Origin of the sequence: Methylobacterium ajmalii (genome assembly GCF_016613415.1) — a bacterium.
Classification (GTDB): Bacteria; Pseudomonadota; Alphaproteobacteria; order Rhizobiales; family Beijerinckiaceae; genus Methylobacterium; species Methylobacterium ajmalii.
Map to the genome: position 1 here is coordinate 1 of NZ_JACWCT010000076.1, position 15,560 is coordinate 15,560.

At 68.6% G+C, this 15,560-nt stretch carries 24 protein-coding genes and 1 pseudogene; 8 read left to right on the top strand and 17 right to left on the bottom strand.

The window, feature by feature from the left end:
- The 4 genes and pseudogenes from HPY23_RS14310 to HPY23_RS33575 all read right to left on the bottom strand — a co-directional run.
- On the bottom strand, positions 1 to 703 hold a 703-nt coding region (locus HPY23_RS14310), incomplete at its 3' end, for an ISL3 family transposase (RefSeq protein WP_200602068.1).
- Positions 704 to 861: 158 nt separating this feature from the next.
- Positions 862 to 1,539, bottom strand: a complete 678-nt coding sequence (locus HPY23_RS33565; protein ID WP_329618834.1) for an IS3 family transposase — start codon at positions 1,537 to 1,539, stop codon at positions 862 to 864.
- A pseudogene (locus tag HPY23_RS33570) lies at positions 1,485 to 1,673 on the bottom strand (IS3 family transposase); the annotation flags it as partial. The gene HPY23_RS33565 and the pseudogene HPY23_RS33570, both read right to left, overlap by 55 nt.
- Before the next feature lie 49 nt (positions 1,674 to 1,722).
- Positions 1,723 to 2,049, bottom strand: a complete 327-nt coding sequence (locus tag HPY23_RS33575; protein ID WP_268926711.1) for a transposase — start codon at positions 2,047 to 2,049, stop codon at positions 1,723 to 1,725.
- A gap of 79 nt (positions 2,050 to 2,128) precedes the next feature.
- Here HPY23_RS33575 and HPY23_RS14320 point away from each other — a divergent pair, with 79 nt between their 5' ends.
- Both HPY23_RS14320 and HPY23_RS14325 read left to right on the top strand, forming a co-directional pair.
- Positions 2,129 to 2,425, top strand: coding sequence for a hypothetical protein (locus HPY23_RS14320; protein ID WP_200602067.1), 297 nt, complete (start codon positions 2,129 to 2,131; stop codon positions 2,423 to 2,425).
- Between the two features lie 877 nt (positions 2,426 to 3,302).
- Complete coding sequence (locus HPY23_RS14325; protein ID WP_200602066.1) at positions 3,303 to 3,539, top strand: hypothetical protein; 237 nt, start codon at positions 3,303 to 3,305, stop codon at positions 3,537 to 3,539.
- A gap of 56 nt (positions 3,540 to 3,595) precedes the next feature.
- On the opposite strand, the gene HPY23_RS14330 is transcribed toward HPY23_RS14325, so the two are convergent.
- On the bottom strand, positions 3,596 to 3,853 hold the full coding sequence (locus HPY23_RS14330) for a hypothetical protein (protein ID WP_200602065.1): 258 nt from the start codon (positions 3,851 to 3,853) through the stop codon (positions 3,596 to 3,598).
- Positions 3,854 to 3,984: 131 nt separating this feature from the next.
- On the opposite strand from HPY23_RS14330, the gene HPY23_RS14335 reads away from it, so the two are divergent.
- The 4 genes from HPY23_RS14335 (at position 3,985) to HPY23_RS14350 (ending at position 8,012) form a co-directional block, all read left to right on the top strand.
- Positions 3,985 to 4,185, top strand: coding sequence for a hypothetical protein (locus HPY23_RS14335; RefSeq protein WP_329618832.1), 201 nt, complete (start codon positions 3,985 to 3,987; stop codon positions 4,183 to 4,185).
- A 590-nt stretch (positions 4,186 to 4,775) separates the two neighbouring features.
- Entirely contained in the window at positions 4,776 to 5,402 is a 627-nt protein-coding gene (locus tag HPY23_RS33085) for a site-specific integrase (protein WP_236012930.1), read from the top strand.
- Between the two features lie 301 nt (positions 5,403 to 5,703).
- Positions 5,704 to 7,416 carry an integrase arm-type DNA-binding domain-containing protein gene (locus HPY23_RS14345; protein ID WP_200602063.1) on the top strand — a complete coding sequence of 571 codons (1,713 nt, stop codon included), beginning with the start codon at positions 5,704 to 5,706 and terminating at the stop codon, positions 7,414 to 7,416.
- The gene (locus tag HPY23_RS14350) at positions 7,413 to 8,012 is read left to right on the top strand and encodes a metallophosphoesterase family protein (RefSeq protein WP_329618833.1); all 600 of its coding nucleotides are present in this window, start codon (positions 7,413 to 7,415) and stop codon (positions 8,010 to 8,012) included. The genes HPY23_RS14345 and HPY23_RS14350 overlap by 4 nt, the downstream gene beginning before the upstream one ends.
- A 329-nt stretch (positions 8,013 to 8,341) precedes the next feature.
- On the opposite strand, the gene HPY23_RS14355 is transcribed toward HPY23_RS14350, so the two are convergent.
- The 12 genes from HPY23_RS14355 to HPY23_RS14405 all read right to left on the bottom strand — a co-directional run bounded on the left by HPY23_RS14355 (position 8,342) and on the right by HPY23_RS14405 (position 14,633).
- Positions 8,342 to 8,914 (bottom strand): hypothetical protein, encoded by a 573-nt coding sequence (locus HPY23_RS14355; protein WP_200602062.1) that lies wholly within the window; start codon positions 8,912 to 8,914, stop codon positions 8,342 to 8,344.
- A 190-nt stretch (positions 8,915 to 9,104) separates the two neighbouring features.
- Positions 9,105 to 9,227 carry a hypothetical protein gene (locus HPY23_RS33580; protein ID WP_268926710.1) on the bottom strand — a complete coding sequence of 41 codons (123 nt, stop codon included), beginning with the start codon at positions 9,225 to 9,227 and terminating at the stop codon, positions 9,105 to 9,107.
- Positions 9,227 to 9,661 (bottom strand): hypothetical protein, encoded by a 435-nt coding sequence (locus HPY23_RS14360; protein ID WP_200602061.1) that lies wholly within the window; start codon positions 9,659 to 9,661, stop codon positions 9,227 to 9,229. Before HPY23_RS14360 ends, HPY23_RS33580 begins: the two co-directional genes overlap by 1 nt.
- 480 nt (positions 9,662 to 10,141) lie before the next feature.
- On the bottom strand, positions 10,142 to 10,735 hold the full coding sequence (locus HPY23_RS14365; RefSeq protein WP_200602060.1) for a hypothetical protein: 594 nt from the start codon (positions 10,733 to 10,735) through the stop codon (positions 10,142 to 10,144).
- Between the two features lie 344 nt (positions 10,736 to 11,079).
- Complete coding sequence (locus HPY23_RS14370) at positions 11,080 to 11,529, bottom strand: hypothetical protein (protein WP_200602059.1); 450 nt, start codon at positions 11,527 to 11,529, stop codon at positions 11,080 to 11,082.
- 230 nt (positions 11,530 to 11,759) lie between these two features.
- Positions 11,760 to 12,191, bottom strand: a complete 432-nt coding sequence (locus HPY23_RS14375; protein ID WP_200602058.1) for a hypothetical protein — start codon at positions 12,189 to 12,191, stop codon at positions 11,760 to 11,762.
- 70 nt (positions 12,192 to 12,261) lie between these two features.
- Positions 12,262 to 12,615: a hypothetical protein gene (locus HPY23_RS14380; RefSeq protein ID WP_200602057.1), complete on the bottom strand. Its 354-nt coding sequence runs from the start codon at positions 12,613 to 12,615 to the stop codon at positions 12,262 to 12,264.
- Positions 12,612 to 12,932 carry a hypothetical protein gene (locus HPY23_RS14385; protein WP_200602056.1) on the bottom strand — a complete coding sequence of 107 codons (321 nt, stop codon included), beginning with the start codon at positions 12,930 to 12,932 and terminating at the stop codon, positions 12,612 to 12,614. Before HPY23_RS14385 ends, HPY23_RS14380 begins: the two co-directional genes overlap by 4 nt.
- On the bottom strand, positions 12,932 to 13,153 hold the full coding sequence (locus HPY23_RS14390) for a hypothetical protein (RefSeq protein WP_200602055.1): 222 nt from the start codon (positions 13,151 to 13,153) through the stop codon (positions 12,932 to 12,934). The genes HPY23_RS14385 and HPY23_RS14390 overlap by 1 nt, the downstream gene beginning before the upstream one ends.
- The gene (locus HPY23_RS14395) at positions 13,150 to 13,335 is read right to left on the bottom strand and encodes a hypothetical protein (RefSeq protein WP_200602054.1); all 186 of its coding nucleotides are present in this window, start codon (positions 13,333 to 13,335) and stop codon (positions 13,150 to 13,152) included. The genes HPY23_RS14390 and HPY23_RS14395 overlap by 4 nt, the downstream gene beginning before the upstream one ends.
- A gap of 216 nt (positions 13,336 to 13,551) precedes the next feature.
- Positions 13,552 to 14,358 carry a DNA cytosine methyltransferase gene (locus tag HPY23_RS14400; RefSeq protein WP_200602070.1) on the bottom strand — a complete coding sequence of 269 codons (807 nt, stop codon included), beginning with the start codon at positions 14,356 to 14,358 and terminating at the stop codon, positions 13,552 to 13,554.
- A gap of 98 nt (positions 14,359 to 14,456) precedes the next feature.
- Positions 14,457 to 14,633, bottom strand: a complete 177-nt coding sequence (locus HPY23_RS14405; RefSeq protein WP_200602053.1) for a hypothetical protein — start codon at positions 14,631 to 14,633, stop codon at positions 14,457 to 14,459.
- A gap of 340 nt (positions 14,634 to 14,973) precedes the next feature.
- Here HPY23_RS14405 and HPY23_RS14410 point away from each other — a divergent pair, with 340 nt between their 5' ends.
- Together HPY23_RS14410 and HPY23_RS14415 are read left to right on the top strand one after the other, a co-directional pair.
- Positions 14,974 to 15,213, top strand: a complete 240-nt coding sequence (locus HPY23_RS14410; protein WP_200602052.1) for a hypothetical protein — start codon at positions 14,974 to 14,976, stop codon at positions 15,211 to 15,213.
- Positions 15,197 to 15,346, top strand: coding sequence for a hypothetical protein (locus HPY23_RS14415; RefSeq protein WP_200602051.1), 150 nt, complete (start codon positions 15,197 to 15,199; stop codon positions 15,344 to 15,346). The genes HPY23_RS14410 and HPY23_RS14415 overlap by 17 nt, the downstream gene beginning before the upstream one ends.
- Positions 15,347 to 15,560 lie beyond the last annotated feature (214 nt).

Consider the following 15,560-nt stretch of genomic DNA (forward strand, 5'->3'; position numbering starts at 1 on the left):
TATTGCTGAGCAGGTGCCAGCGATCGGCGACCTGTTGCGCCTGGGGAGCGCCGAGGCTTGCGCCTCGCGCGTACTCGGTCGAGCGATCCCGGGCGACGAGTTCGACGCCAGAGTGCCGTTCGAGCCAGCCGGCCACCGTGGGTGCCGTGCGATCCGGCAGGAGATCGACGACGCGGTGACGGTCGAGGTCGACGACGATCGTGCCGTAACGGCTGCCCTTCCTGATCGCCCAGTCGTCGATGCCGACCCGGATGGGAGCCGGCGTATCGGGCATCGGCATGCGGGTGACGAGCCGCAGCACGGTCGCGCGGCTTGCCGGCATGTGGAGGTGCGCGAGAAGACGCGCGCCGCCTGCACCGCCGCAGGCGAGGCCGACCCTGGCCTGCGCCTCGCCAAGCCGCCGCGTGCGCCGGGCGTGCGGTGCGAGGAGGTCCGTAGGCATCTCGGCGAAGGTGCGGCGTCGGCAGGTCGGGTTGAGGCAGTAGAACCGCCGCACCTCGATGCGGAGCTTGGTCTGCGATGTTGACAGCGGCAGATCGGCGGGATGGCGGTGGTAGCGGCCATGGACGGACCGGCTCGCCTGCCCGCACTCGGGGCACCGGCCGCCGGCTGTGTCCAGTCGCACCGGGACGACGAGGTGATCGTCGTGTCGTTCGACGAGATGCGCAACGCGGCACTCGGGGATGGCGAAGGGAATGTTCATGCCTCCCACGATGGGGAGGGCGGATCAGGCCATCATCGGCCCGAGGCGATCCACCGCCATCCACGCAAAGTGAGCAAGAACCGTTTCTGTGGACGGCTACGGGGCTTGGCTGAGCAGGATCTCGGTTGTGATCCTCCCCCGTTTTCGCGGACACGGGATTAGCCTGCGTTCCGCTCGGCCTGCTCGAGGGTTATGTAGCCGAGAGCCGAGTGGAGGCGCTGTCGATTGTAGTAGCCCTCGATGTAGGCGAACAGGTCGCGGCGGGCCTCATCGCGGGTCGCCCATCGTCGCTGGTGGACGAGTTCGACCTTGAGGGTGTGGAAGAAGCTCTCCATCGGGGCATTGTCGTAGCAGCAGCCGGCGCGGCTCATGGAGGGGATCGCGTGGATGTCGGCGAGTTGCCTGCGGTAAGCCTCCGCTGCGTACTGGCTGCCGCGATCCGAGTGACAGATGAGCCCTGCAGGAGGTCGCTGCCGTTGGGTGGCCATCATCAGAGCGGTCGACGTCGGTTCAGTCCGCATGTGGTCGCGCATCGACCAGCCGACGATCTTGCCGGTGGCCAGATCGAGGACGGCGGCCAGGTAGAGCCATCCTTCTGCCGTGGGCAGATAGGTGATGTCTGCCAGCCAGACTGGTTGGGCAACGCGGCCGAGAAAAGCTGCTTGAGCAGGTTGGAGGCGATCGGCAGGTCGTGTCGACTGTCGGTCGTGCAGGGCCGGAACCGACGTCCCGCCAGCGCCCGGATGCCATGGCGGCGCATCAGGCGCTCCACCCGCCCACGGCTGGCTGCGCGGCCCTCCGCGCGCAAGGCGGCATGCACCCGAGGCGAACCGTATCGCCTCTGATGCTCGGCATGGATCCGCTGCACGTCGTCGAGGAGTTGCCGGTTGGATTGGAGGCCGACCGGGCGCTCTCGGGACGTGATCGCCAGCCGTAGTCCCCGCTGGGGGACACTCCGAGCACGCGGCACATGAGACGCACCGGCCAGGTGGTCGCATGCGGCTCGATGAAGGCGAACGTCATCTGGGCATCTGCGCAAAGATGCCGATCGCTTTTTTTAGCACGTCGCGCTCCATGCGCGTCCGGTCGAGCTCACGGCGCAGGCGGGCGATCTCGGCTGCCTGATCGGACGGCGAGGCAACCGGGCTCGTAGGAGCGGAGCCCGGCGCGCCGGCGGGTCGCTGTTGCACGGAGCCGTCCATCAGCACGGTTCGCCACTGGCGCAGCATGGAGGGCTGGATCCCGAGCTCGGCGGCGATCTGCATCTGCGACCGGCCGCTGCTCTCGAGAAGGGCGACCGCCTCGCGTTTGAACTCGGGGGTGAACTCGCGTCGTGTCTTCGCCATCAAACACCTTCCCCGCCCGTAACGAGCGTATCAGAGGTGTCCGCGAAACCGAGGGAGGATCATCCTGCGCATCCTCGCCTTGCCGGCCCCGGTCACCCCGGACGGCCTGCGCGTCACCGGCCTGGCGATGGCGATAGCGGCCGAGGGGCGCGCCGCCGACAGCGACGCGGGCCTGTACCTGACCCTTGCGGCCCGCGCGATCCTGGGCGCCACCGGAGAGAGCCTGCCGCCGGGGTTCACCGGCTTCGGCGACGAGCCGGATCACGATGACCGCGATCGGGCGGCCTGGACCGGCAGCGGATCGCTGCCCGCCTGGGCTCAGTCCGGCAAGGCCGCGCCCGATGACGCCGACTTCCTGGCGGAGGCGCAGGCATGAACGCGATCGGTCGCATTCCTCCCACCCGCGGCCTCGTCGGGATCGACGTTCTGCTGATTGATGGACGCGCCATCCACCTCGACGACATCCCGACCGCCGAGGAGGGGCGCCAGCTTCGGCGGTCCTCGACGGCGAGATCGCCCGGATCGAGGACCAGCTGTCCGCCGCCGACCTGCGTGGCGCGGACCCGGAGTGGCGACGACGCGCCACCACCGCGCACAAGCGCAAGCGCAAGCGCCGGATCCGCCCACGGCTGCAGGAACGGATCGGCACCCTTCGGCGAGCCGAGCGGGACCAAGCACATACCGCCGACACCCTGGCCGCCTCTTCCGCCAAGGACGGCCGGCGCCGCGCCTTCATCCTCGCCGCCCAGGAACTCCTCAGCCACGAGGTCGTGACGGAAGTCTGGGCACGCGCGGCCGAGATGAAGCCCGACCTGTTCGTGGACGGCATGGCGTCGGGAGGATCGGCATGACCGAGCCCGATCCCGTCCTCGTAGGCATCGCCACCCACCGCGCCGCCTACGACGCGTTCCAGGTGGCGCCCGACGGCAAGGCATCCATCCTCGCCGAGGAGGCCTACCGCGAGGCCGGCGACGTCCTGGTCACGACGGCCTGCACTACGTCGGCTGGTGCGGTGAAGCTCCTCAAGCACTTGCGCTGGTGGCTCGCGGACGAGGCCGAGTTCGCGCAGGCCCACCAGCCGACCTACGGGGCCGCGCAGATCCGCGTCGCAGATCTCACGGTACTCGCTTGCGCGTGCTGGCCGGCGGTGGGCCCTGATCCGATCCCACCAAGCCATCGCCACGGCCGAGACCGCGGAGGCGGCCCCTACCGCGGCGCTGTCAGGCCTCGACGAGAACGACGATGGGCAGCAGGTGCGTCGCGCCAACGCCGCGGCCGATGCGAGTTCGGCGGCCTTCCAGACGCTGACCACTATCCTGCCGACCACGCGAGCCGGACTGTTCGCCCTGGCCGAGTTCTACGCCCGAGAGAGCGAGGAATTCGAGCCGATGTGCGCGGGCGGACAGTACCTGCAGCAACTCGCGGCCGCCTTGCGCGGCAGTGATTCTGCTGCCCAGATTTCGGACGCCATTCCGAAAATATCTGCATGAGATCAATGGCTTGGCTGCCTGATTCCGCGGGCGGCCGCGCAGTGAGGTCGCGACTTTCAACCGTAAGCCGAGACGGTCTCCGGCGCGCGGCGAATGGCGTTGCGCCGGATGCCACCGTCACGCAGCGCAGTCGCCGACGGATCGGCATCGCTATGCACGATCGACCGACCTGTCTCGACCTCACCGTTGGAAAGATAGGTATCGAGCGGCTTCATGACATCGCGGAAGAGGCCGCCCACGCCAAGGGCGTCCGTCACTTCGAAGAGCAACATGACCGTACAGCTTTCGGGTGTGAGGTGTTGGGCGCTGCTCACGCGCGCCTCATCTGCCCGAACTACGATTTAACGCCCGATACGTTCCAGCGGGCTTCCGAAAGATGTGAGCGATCCTGACCATGCCGCGCCCATCCCCCCGAAACCAGGGCCTCTTTCCATGCGAGGCCGAGGTGGCCCGGCGCCTTAGCCAGAGCCCGACCGAGTGGGCGACGAAGGCGAAGATCCTGGAGCGCGACGGCCTACGGAAAGTCGATCCGTTGATGGGCGGCCGGCCGTGGCCTGCGGTTCAGGCCTACTTCCTGAGGCGCTACGGTCTCTCCACCGTCGAGCCAATGGCGCCCGACGGAGTGGAGAACCTCGATGCCTTCTGATTTTCCAACACCCGGTCTGAAACGCCGAACGCGGAAGGGCGGACCGGACGTGCCGGTTTGGGTGGCACGCGCCGACCTTGTGAAGCAGGGATACGAACCGAAAACGGTTCGCCTCCCCTACCGCCTCGACGAGCCAGACGACGCGGCCCCGCTCTCGGCGGCCTGCCTGCGGCTGCAGGCCGAGATGCTGGAGTGGTCGTCCGGGCACAAGCGCGACCCGAACCGATTCGACGGCACGCTGACCAGCCTCTCGCGCCGGTACCAGAGCGACGAGGCGAGCCCGTTCAACACGAACATGAAGCACAACACCCGGCGGACGGATCTGAGCACGCTGCGGCTGATCGAAAAGGCCTTCGGGCAGCGGGTGCTCGCTTACCTCAAGAACGAGGACTTCCGCCGCTGGTACAACGAGGCGAAGAAGCCGAAGGACCCAGGCGGGCCGGAGCGGATCCGCCGCGCCTATGGCATGATCAAGAAGCTGCGCGAGCTGTTCGCCTACAGGGATCATGGACGAGTTGCCGGACTGCCAGCGCCTCCACACCGTGCTATCGCAAGCGCGGTACTCTCAGCCGGCCCGGCGGCGAATCGCGATGCAGCTGGCGCACGTCGAGGCATTCGCCACCAAGGCGCAGGAGATGGGGCGGCTGTCCCTCGCGCTCGCGACCGCGATCCAGTTCGAGACGGCGTTGCGCCAGCGGGACGTGATCGGCGAGTGGATGCCGATCACCGACGGCAGCGAAGCTGCTGGCATCGTGATCAATGGCCGGCGCTGGCAGAACGGCCTGACATGGTCCGACCTCGCCGCGGATCTGGTGATTCGCAAGGCCAAGACGAAGACGGGGGCATTCGCCGCCCACGACCTGAAGCTCTGTCCGATCGTGCTGGACCTGCTGAAGCACGTTCCAACTGACCGCCGCGTCGGGCCGCTCATCATCAACGAGGCGACGGGCAAGCCCTACGCCGAATGGGTCTTCACCCGGGAGTGGCGCAAGGTCGCGAAGGCGGCGGGCGTCCCCGACGAGGTTCGCAACATGGACGCTCGGGCCGGCGCGATCACCGAGGGTGACGAGGCCGGTGCGGATCTCGATTCGCTGAAGACCGTGGCGGCCCACGCAACGATGTCGACCACGGCCCGCTACGTGCGGGGCAGACTCGGCAAGTCGCGCGCTGTGGCAAACCTCGGGCTCAAGCACCGGGCGAGCCAGAACGGGGCCTGAACAGGCATAGGGAACGCGGCGAGGAACGTGGGGAACGCGAGCCCAACGGTAGGGCAGTCTAAGGCCTTGCGTTGCAAGGTAGAAAAGCTGGAGCGGGTGAAGGGAATCGAACCCTCGTATTCAGCTTGGAAGGCTGATCCCTCGACTAAATTTCGCCCTAGATTGCCGGCCCATTCCATTAACCACCGCATTGAGATTACAGCGGAAATCCCCATCCCTGCGTAGCCAGCCCCATTGCGCGGCGTTTATCCCTGCGGCTGGTATCAGGCTGGTATCACGCGGAACGGGGGGCCGGCGAGGCATGGCGAAGGCGGCTGCGAAGGCCAAGGAGAAGCCGAAGGCGTACACCCGCAAGCGCGTGGTCCTCGGGCTCGACCACGTCGTCCGCGGCGAGACGCTCATCGAGGAGGGGCGCGTCCCGGGGCGCGGAATCGAGTTCGCCGACACGCAGACGCCTGGGCTCATCTTGAGGGTGACCCCGACGGCCAGCACGTTCATGCTCAAGACGGAGCACGCCACGGTCCGGCTAGGCGAGGCCAACCGCATCACGGTCCAGCAGGCGCGCGACCAAGCCGCCCTGGCGAAGATCTCGCTCAAGCGCGGCCGGGACCCACGGCGTCAGGTCGCGGCGTTCGAGGCCTCTCTGGGCCATACCGGGGACGAGGGCGCCGCGTCGGAGATCTCGGCCGCCGTCGACGACACCCCGGCGCAAACCGAGGCGGACCGGCGCGCACACGGGCCTTGGCTCTGGCGCGACCTCATCGATGAATTCCTCACGGTCAAGCTCCCGAAGCTGAAGGCGAACTACCGGTCGCAATACGAGAGCTACCTGCGCCACCAGGCGTTCGACCGCATCCGCGACTGCCTTATCTCCGACATCCGCATCAAGGACCTGGAGGGCGTCCGGAACGCCGTCGTGAAGTCGAACACCGCCTCCGCTGCCCATCGCGTCGTCCAGCAGGGCAAGGAGGCGCTGTCCTGGGCCTGGCGCTACAACGCCGGTGTCAGCGGGCTCGACGTCTACGAGTTTGAATGGTGGCTGCGGTGGAGCATCGAGTACAGCTCGGGCGCCCGGGATCACGTGCCCCTGATCGAGGAGCTCGCCCGCACACTGGCGCTCGCCGAGCGACACAAGTCCCTCGGACAGACGGAGCACGCGACCGGCCCCGGCACGCTGGCGATGCTGTGGCTGACCGTCCTGACAGGGCAGCGGACCTTCCAGACCTCGATCCTGCGGCACGACCGCCTCTACCCCATCGACGGCATGCCGGGGTGGCTCAGCGCGAATTGGTCTGGCGTCGAGATGAAGGGCGGCAAGAGCGGCAGCCGCCCCCACGCCCTGCCGCTTCCCCCGCAGGCGTTGGCGATGCTGAAGCGCCTCTGGGGTGAGCTCGACGAGCCGTCGCCGTGGGCGTGCCCGTCCGTCCGCGGCGACGGTCATGCCCACCAGAGCGCCGTCAATAAGCTCCTCTGGCGCCTGGAGGGACTCGACCAATACGGCGACCCGAAGCCAGGGCGCGCGAACCTTCTCGCGCTGCACGGAATCGAACCGTGGACGCCGCACGACGCCCGGCGCACGCTGGGGTCGTTCCTCGGCGACCGCCGGCTCGGCGGCGCGGCGAGCGCCATCCTTTCCCATAAGGAGGCCAAGGGCGAGAGCGAGAAGGAGCGCGTCGCCGCGGTCACCCGGCTCCACTACGACCGCGGCCAGCGCATGGCCCTCAAGGCAGAGGGGATGGAGCTTTGGGTCGCCGCGGTCGTCGAGGCCTACGAGCGGGAGCGCGCCGCACTGGCGCTGATCCCCCTGCCCGAGCCCCCTCCCCGCAAGAAGCGCAAGCCGCCCCAGAAGCGGAAACCACTTGAGCCCAGGGATAACTCGTCGGAGCCCGCCGCGCCGGCTTGCCCCCCGAATCCCGAGCTGCGATCCACGCAATCGACGAACGCCGGTCGACGGAGATCCCAGGTGAAACGCCCGATACGCCCCATCCCGACGAGACCCATTTCCGGGGCGTGACCGCGCGGCGGCAGCCCCTGCAGGAGGCTGCCCCGATGACCGTTTTCGTAACCGCCGATACGCACTTCAACCACGCCGGCGTGCTCGCAATGTGCGGCCGCCCGTTCGCCGACGTCGCGGAGCACAACGAGGCGCTGATCGCGGCCTGGAACTCCGTCGTCGGCCCGCGCGACGAGGTCTGGCATCTCGGCGACTTCGCGCTCGGGGGGACCGCCGACGATCTCGCCGCAATCTTCCGGCGCCTGCGCGGCCGCAAGATTCTGTGCCGGGGGAACCACGACCGGACCAAGACGACCGGCCTGCCGTGGCACTCCGTCCACGACCTGGCGACGCACAAGTTGGCGGGGGAGCGCTGGGTGTTTTCGCACTATCCGATGAGGGCCTGGCCGGGAGCCTTCCGCGGCGCGCGCCACTGTTTCGGGCACACGCACGGGCTCCTGCCGGACACGGCGCAAAGCTGCGACGTCGGCGTCGACCGATGGGGATACCGGCCGGCGGCGCTTGAGGAGATCCGGGAGCGGATGGCGGCGACGCCCGAGGAGCCGGAGGAGATCCGGCTCGGGCGCGCGATGGAGGCCGAAGGCGGGGACGACTAGCCCCGCCTCTCGGAATGCGGTTCGGTTTCGACCGCGCCGCAGGGCCTCCCGGCGGGCAGCGCGTTCATGGCCACTTTGACCCGTGTGTGGCCGCCACGGAGGTGGGCCCTGCAGAGCCCTTTACGATATCCGTGCCCGAGGCACGGGGAAAAGGTGACCGTGTTGCCAGTACCGTGGTCAGGTTCATCCGCGCACGGAGCGCGGTATATTCGAGCGAAGTAGATCGACTTCGAACGGTGGTTCATCCGTGCCTTGGGCGCGGTGTAGTGACACAGTCAGACGAACGCGTTCACAGAGGTTCATCCGAGCCGAAGATTGGTCGTGAATAATTACTTGCCGTCGACGCCCAGGTCGAGTTGCTCGCCCCCGTTGTCCACAGCGGGAATCTCTCCCCCTTCCGCGGCCCACCGGACCAGGGACGGACGCGCGGGCGCGGGCGGCTCCTCGAAGGAGCCCAGCCGTTCGAGCGCGCGGAGCCGCCCGCATTGCCGCGCCCACTCGGCGATGAAGTCCGACCGCTCGTCCTCGTCGAAGGCCTCCTCGTCGTCGATCCCGCTGGCCTCCTCGAAGAGGCGCGCGAGGCGGGCCGCCCCCTCGTCCGAGTCCGTCGCGAGCGAGAGGATGTGGCGCCACTCCCCCTCGTCCGTCGGCACGTCGAGGAGGCGGGCGTAGGCCATCCTCTCCAGGATGTTCTTAACGTGCCAGTCCTCGACCGGCTCGTCCTCCTCCATCGGGGAACCGATGCCCGCATTTCCCAGCGCGCAGTAGACCGGGTCGTAGCGGTGCTCTTCGGCAGTGAGAGCCGTGAACTCGCGGAGACACTCGCGCTCCGCCTCCGTCACGTGCTCCCAGACGTAGTCGCCGACCGGGTAGCGCTCCCGGCGTAGTCCATACTCCGACACGGCAAATCTCCCACGCGGGGCGGGTCGCCCCATGCGCAGGAAGAAAGGCTAAGAGGCCTGGACAGTCGAGTCGATCTTCGCGTCGTGGTTACCGTCGACGCCATTCCACTACATGCCTTAAAACCGCGCCGGCCCGCAAGACTTGAGCGGACCGGCGACCGTCCGATGCTTGAACAAGGTTAACGAGTGGTTAACTCGCCAGGGCGATGTGCTCGTCGTAGGCGTCGAGGTACTCGGTCGCGCTGCCGTCCCCGCAGACGACGTGGAGGTAGGCGCTCAGGAGGATGTGCCGCGTCTCGTGCTCGCGGCCCATCAGACTCTCCTTGAGAACGAGGTACCTCTCCCCTGCAGGGCTACGGCCTTAACGGATTTGATTCGTTCGCCGGAAAACGCCGTGCAGTGCGCGGCCAAGCCGAATCTCAGGTTGAAATCAGTACCCGCAGAGGCGTGGTTTTGAGGCTTAATTTCAACCTTTGGTACGCACGAATCAAATCCGTTAAGGCCGTAGCCTGCAGGGATAGCGCGCCTCGTCCAGTGGTCCCACACCGGCGTGCCGTAAGTGAAGACGCGGCGACCAAGCTCTTTCACCCCCTCGCCGTCGAAGGGGTCCATCCGCAGGATCTCAGCGTCCGTCATGCCCGCGGCGAGGATCTTCAAGTGCTCGACGCCGCCCTCGTCGTACGAGCCCTCACGAATCCGCGCGACGATGCGGTCGCGCCGCCGGGTCTCGCGCTCGGCCTCGGGCATCCGCGCTCGGCGACGACGACGGCCATGATGGCGGGGGCGATCTCGATGGCGTCCTCGTCATCGTAGGAGCCGCCGCACGTCGCCGCGGCATAGAGCACGCGGTGGCGGGAGGCGTGCTTGTCCACGGCCTCGGCCACACGCTCGAAACCGTCGGCTGGATCGAAGCCGCCCGGGGCTAGGCCGAGGCCCCCAAACCGCCGCGCGGGCCGAGGGCTTCCCGACGGCACACATTAGCCAGCGTGAAACCCCGCCCGGGAGAGATGGTGACGGAGCCGCAGAGGGACGTAGATGAGCCAGTTTGGGCGCCCTAAGACGAGGTGAAAACGGCCAAGCTCAGGAGAGGCTGGAAATCCATGGAATGAAAGGGGCCGGGCGAATGCTACGCGTGAATTGCACGGCTTCGAGCTGCGGGTTCGCGAGCACCTGACCACGGCCAGCGAGGGAACCGGAAGAAATCCGGCTCCCTCGCTGGCTGTAAGCTTAGCCCTCGCCTTCCCCGTCCTTCCGAGCTGCGCTCTCGATACCCCCAAACAGGGGCATCTGCTCGTGCTCGCGGTGTTCGGACGCGACAGGCGAGTACCGGTTGAGAGCCGGACGAACATACGCCACCGGGGCAAGGAACCCGGAGTCGATGAGCACCTGGCGCTGCGCCCGGAGCCGCTCGCGCATCTCGTCCCCGATGACGTCATGGAAGATGATAGCATCCTCCAGGCCCATCGCGCGGGCGTAGATGCGCGACACGATGCCTATACTCCCGAGGCCGAATGCCCCGGCGAGGAGGCGCTCCCACGACCACTTGTTGGTCCGCCGATCGACCCGAGCGATGCCTAAGTACTCGCACATCAACGCCATGTGCTCCGACGTGACCGGCTCCCCCTCGCGCTGCGGCACGCCGAACCCGACGTTGCCGAGGGCGCAGTACCAGTCGTCGAGAGGGAAGCGCCCGTCCGCGTGCTTCATCGCGCGACGGAGCCTCTTGATTTCCCGCTCGGCCATCTCGCGGAGCACGTAGCGCCCGACGGCCAGAGGACGCATGCCGAAGGCGAACTCCCCCTTCGACCACTGCGTCTTCATTGCCTCCAGACTGCGGTCAGGCCAAACCGGCCCACCGGTATCATGATCTCCCATGCCAAAACTCCCACGCGGGGCGGGTCGCCCCATGCGCAGGAAGAAGGGCCATTGCGGACGCATAGTCGAATCGAATCGAGCGGCATGGTTACCGTCGAAACGGACCTTGCCTGACGCTCACGAGATGCCACGAGACGGTGCCATCTGCAAGACTTGAGCGGGCCGGCGACCATCCGACGACCATCCGGTGCTTGAACACGGTTAACAACTGGTTAACTCGCCAGGGCCACGTGCTCGTCGTAGGCCGACAGGAACTCCGTCGCGCCCCCATCCTGGCAGACCACGTGGAGTTAGGCGCTCAGGAGGCTGTGCCGCGTCTCCCTCTCCCGGCCGCCCACGCTCTCGCGCAGCATGAGGTGCAGCTCGTCCGGCGCAATCTCGCGGCGCGTCCAGAAGTCGGTCTCCGGGGTGCTGGCGTTGACGACGCAGCGGGCGAACTCCAGGATGCGCTCCTCGCCGAAGGGCTGCATCCTCAGCACCTCGGCGTCCTCCATGGCGGCGGCGCGGATCTCCAGCCACTCGATGTCGGCGGTGTCATAGGACCCGAGACGGATGCGTTTGACGATGCGGTCGCGCAGGCGGGTCTCGCGCTCGCCCTCGGACAGGCCGCGCTCCTCGTTGAGGTCGTAGATCACGTGGACGGCGGAATCCGTCGCGTCATCGTCGGCCGGGCCGCCGAAGATGGCGGAGGCATAGAGAAGCTGCTCGAAGGCGCCCTGGGACACGAACGCGGCGGCCACGGCCTCAAGGGCCGCCTCGGGCGTCAGGCCGGCGAGATCGACGCCAAGGCCCTACGCCGTCGTGCGGGCGGAGGCGTCGCCGGCCTCAAGCCGGGCGAGCCAGTCTTTGAAGTGGCGGTCAGCGCTGTCGCGTAACTCGTCATAGTAGTGCATGGGTCGGTCCGCTCACGGAAACCGGGGGTTGCGGGGGAATCGGCGCCCCTGCCGCCGGGCGCGTCGACGGGGGAGCGTCAGGCTTGGCGCCGGCCGGATACGCCCCACCAGTACCTCTCCTCGGACGCGAGGCGCTCCATCATCTCGGCGGCCTGCGCGGCCCAGGGATGGTCCCGGCGGAGGTGCGGGCGAATCCTCGCCTGCAGACCGGCAAGCCCCGAGGCGCGCAGGCCCGCGTAGCGCTGAACCTCGTGGGGGGCGACCGGCTTGCCGAGGGGGTCCCGGAGCTCGCGCCCGGCGGCAAGGCGCTCCATCCCCGCCAGAACCGCCTGCTCGAAGTCCAGGTCGGACGGGTTCTCCGTCAGATGCGCGCGGCCGCCGGGCGGCGCCGGGATGCGGTCCGGGTAGAGCCGCGACGGAGCTAGGCGCCCGGCGTGCGAGGCGAACGCGCTCGACGGGTACGGAAAGCCGCGGACCGGCGCCGGCGGGGGCGCGTACAGGCGCGGCATGGCGGGCTCAGGCGTTGGTGACGGGGGGACGAGGCGGAGATGGGACATGCGTTGGCTCCTGGTGTTGGGGTCAGGCGGCTGTGCGGTAGATCGGCCCGTGCTCCGTGACCTCGACGGTCTCCAGTCCGCCCTGCAAGGCTGCGCGGAGCGTGGGCCCGATGCGGGGCCTTCCGGCGATGACAGGCGCCCACGCCGTCACAGTCGTCTCCCGACCGCGGTGCCGGAGCGTCGACAGGTCTAGAAAGTCGATCTCGCCGGCGTAGGCGAAGACACGCACTCCGATGACGGTGCCCTGCGGCCGCGCGACGTTGACCATGGCCCACATGAGCGGCCCTTCTCCGATGGGGATGCCATCGGCGGGGATGACGCGGACCGGTACCTCGGGGAACTCGACGACAGTGCGGACGTGAACGGGGCTGCTCATGGCAAGGTCCTAGGCATGCGGGGAAGACGGGCGTAGCGAACCGGCGGCGGGTCGGGGGGAGGCTCCGGAGGTGCCGGAGCGCGTTTGGCCTCGTGCTCGGCCAGCGCCTCGGCGAGCTCGCCGACGGCCATGCGGGCGGAGAACAAGAAATCCCCCTCGACGCGCCGCAGGATGCCGTCGAGCATGCGGTCGCTCCCGGCCTCGATGGAGGCGGCGCGGCACGCCGCCATGACGAGGGCGAGCCGCTTGCGGGTGTCGGCGGCGTCCAGGCTGTAGAGGTCGTCGACGAAGAGGGGGCACCCGATAGGCCTGGGCATCACGCCCTCCTGCCGGGGAAATCGGAGAACGCGCAGTGGTGGCAGAACACCGGCATCTCCGGGTGCGCCCTCAGGACCACCCGGTCCTCGACGTCATGCTCCTCGCCGCAGCCCTGGCAGGCGAAGACCGTGGCCGCGTGCATCGCGTCCTCGTGGGCTTCCTCGACGGCGCGCTGGCGGGCGTCGAAGTCGTAGGAATCGAAGGCGCAGCGCCGGGTCATGCCGCCCTCCTCGCCCGCCTGGTGGCGGCCCGGAGCGCTACGGCGCGACGGTCGACACGGGGCGGCTCGACGCCGGCCTCGGTACGGGCGCGGCGCACGGTCGTGTAGTGCAGCTCGGTCGCGGCGCAGGCGGCGTCTATCGTCCCGAGGCGCAGCACGGCGGCGACCGCCTCGGCCTCCATCTCCGGCGTCGTCGACCGGTGGTAACCGCGAATCGGCGCGGCACCGGCTGCCAGCCGAGCCTCGGCGCGCCCCTCGACCGCTAACCGCGCGAGGGTCCATTTGCCGAGCCAGGACCAGCGCTCCAGGATAGCGTGCTCGCCGCAGTGGTCCCAGACCTGGGCGACGAGGCGGGCGGACGTAGAGATCCTCGTCGGGATGAGCGAGACCGCGGGGCATCACGCAGCCTCCCCGAAGAGATCGATCTGGCCGGGCAGCCCGTGGGGACGGGCCGCCTTCGCTTTGGCGGCGCGGGCCGCTGCCTTGCGTTCGCGCTTGGCCTCAGCGGCGAGGCGCTTGGGCGTGGCGCCCCTCATGACCTCGACGCGGTCCGGGCCGCCATGGGCCATCTTCCGGAAGGCTTCGTAGCCTCGGAAATCCCCGTCCTCCAGGATGCGGCGCAGCTTGTCGAGCACCGGCACGCCGTCCGGGTCCATCATCGTCGCGACCTCTGGCACTTCCTCCATGATCATGGCCTTGGGCTGGAGCTCAACGATGAAGCGCGCGAACTCGTAGACCAGGCCGTTCCGGGGGTCGTAGACGTTCTGCTTGCCGCCCTTCGAGAAGCCCTGGCAGGGCGGTCCTCCGCAGACGACGTCGAGCTCCCCGGCGTTCATGCCGAGCGTTTCGAGGATGCGCTCGGACGTGAGCTTACGGACGTTGCCAACGAACACGTGGCTCACGCCCGACATGGCCGGGTCGCCCGAGATGAGCCCGGTCCCGGCGAGGCCAAGGCGCTTGCCGTCGACCTTGACGGCGCCGTCGGTGACGGTGACGCCCGCCTGATTGAACTGCTTGGTGAGGAATCGCTCCATCCAGACGCCGTCCTCCGGCGTCACGAAGTGCATCGTGAACTGCCTGTAGCGGCACAGGTTCAGGCCGTACGTGACGACCGCGCCGCAGTCGTATTCGGCGGCGGCCACCACCTCGTAGCCGGCCTGGATCAGGCCGAGGGACATGCCCCCGGCACCGGCGAAGAAGTCCATCGCCTTCGGCCTGCGGGCGGCGCGGGCACGGTCGGCGGCGACCTTGCCGGGGAGGATGAGGCCCGTCGGGGCCATGACGTAGTCCCTGGAGCCGAGCATCAGGCGAAGATCCTCTGAGCGCGGACGAGGACCTCGCTGGCGTCGTCGCAGAGCTCGACCGGCTCCGGCTCGCGCGGCACGTAACGGACCACCTTCTGCAGCCCCAGGGCTCGGAGGACTGCCTCTCCGGGACGGGCACGACCTTTCGCGACATCGCAGACGTATTGCGGGGTCACGCCCGCCATTTCCGCCCAGCGGGCCTGCCCGCCTGCGGCCTTGCAGGCAGCCAACAACCGTCTGACGACGTCAGTCTCTCTCAGTGCCCGCGCCACAGGCGCCTCCACGAAACCGGGGTACGACGATAAAATTACGCCCCGCCTCGCAAAATACAAGACCTATTTCAAAGTTGACGCTACGCCGTCTTGCCGAGCGAATTTCCGGTATCATATAGACACCAGAAAATACGGAGAAGCGGAGTTCAAATAGCCTCTTTCGTCTTTCATCGACGGGTGGCACGATACGTCCATCGCCGTATTTCAGGAGCCTGCCCGTGAGAGAGACCCCATGTGGAGCGTGATGCTGGAGGCCCGCCCTGGCGGCCGCCTCCGCCGCGTCGAGCGCCTCGGATGCCTTCCGCCCGAGGGGACCGTCGTCGACACGCGCGGCGGCCACGCCGCCGTCCAGGGCAGCGTTCTCGTCGCGGTGTCGGAGCAGGCGGCCGAGGACCTCGTCGACCCGGCGGGCGCCGCGGAGCGCCGCCTGCCTCGCGGCCCGCTGGACCGACCGCCTCAAGCGAATCGTGACCGCGCCCGGTGACGAATGGGAGGAAGACACGGCCTACCCGACCGGCGACGGGGCGCTCGTCTACTGCGCCAAGGTCCAGGGGCGGCACGCCTGGGTCCGCCGCGCGACATACGCCGAGGCCCGCGCGCTCGGCGTCACTGCCTGAGTAGGCCCGCGTGCTCGACTACATCGCCGTCGCCATCGCCGCCGTCACCACCTGAGAGGCCGGCCGCGTCATCCTCCGGACCGTCCGTCCGGTCCCTGCGCCGGCCGCCGTCGTCGAGCCGGAGCCGGAGCCGGCGGAGCTCTCCGACGTCCGCGCAGGCGCCGCGGCCGCGCTCATCGAGCCCCCCGCCACGTGGACCGCCGGCTGGGACGTT

Excerpts from the sequence above, each read along its gene's own strand:
- HPY23_RS33575 (WP_268926711.1), bottom strand. The coding sequence starts at position 2,049 with ATGGCGAAGACACGACGCGAGTTCACCCCCGAGTTCAAACGCGAGGCG.
- HPY23_RS33085 (WP_236012930.1), top strand. The coding sequence starts at position 4,776 with ATGCAGCTGGCGCACGTCGAGGCATTCGCCACCAAGGCGCAGGAGATG.
- HPY23_RS14345 (WP_200602063.1), top strand. The coding sequence starts at position 5,704 with ATGGCGAAGGCGGCTGCGAAGGCCAAGGAGAAGCCGAAGGCGTACACC.
- HPY23_RS33580 (WP_268926710.1), bottom strand. The coding sequence starts at position 9,227 with ATGGGCCGCGAGCACGAGACGCGGCACATCCTCCTGAGCGCCTACCTC.
- HPY23_RS14360 (WP_200602061.1), bottom strand. The coding sequence starts at position 9,661 with ATGCCCGAGGCCGAGCGCGAGACCCGGCGGCGCGACCGCATCGTCGCG.
- HPY23_RS14365 (WP_200602060.1), bottom strand. The coding sequence starts at position 10,735 with ATGAAGACGCAGTGGTCGAAGGGGGAGTTCGCCTTCGGCATGCGTCCT.
- HPY23_RS14375 (WP_200602058.1), bottom strand. The coding sequence starts at position 12,191 with ATGCCGCGCCTGTACGCGCCCCCGCCGGCGCCGGTCCGCGGCTTTCCG.
- HPY23_RS14380 (WP_200602057.1), bottom strand. The coding sequence starts at position 12,615 with ATGAGCAGCCCCGTTCACGTCCGCACTGTCGTCGAGTTCCCCGAGGTA.
- HPY23_RS14385 (WP_200602056.1), bottom strand. The coding sequence starts at position 12,932 with ATGCCCAGGCCTATCGGGTGCCCCCTCTTCGTCGACGACCTCTACAGC.
- HPY23_RS14390 (WP_200602055.1), bottom strand. The coding sequence starts at position 13,153 with ATGACCCGGCGCTGCGCCTTCGATTCCTACGACTTCGACGCCCGCCAG.
- HPY23_RS14395 (WP_200602054.1), bottom strand. The coding sequence starts at position 13,335 with ATGGAGGCCGAGGCGGTCGCCGCCGTGCTGCGCCTCGGGACGATAGAC.
- HPY23_RS14400 (WP_200602070.1), bottom strand. The coding sequence starts at position 14,358 with ATGGACTTCTTCGCCGGTGCCGGGGGCATGTCCCTCGGCCTGATCCAG.
- HPY23_RS14410 (WP_200602052.1), top strand. The coding sequence starts at position 14,974 with ATGCTGGAGGCCCGCCCTGGCGGCCGCCTCCGCCGCGTCGAGCGCCTC.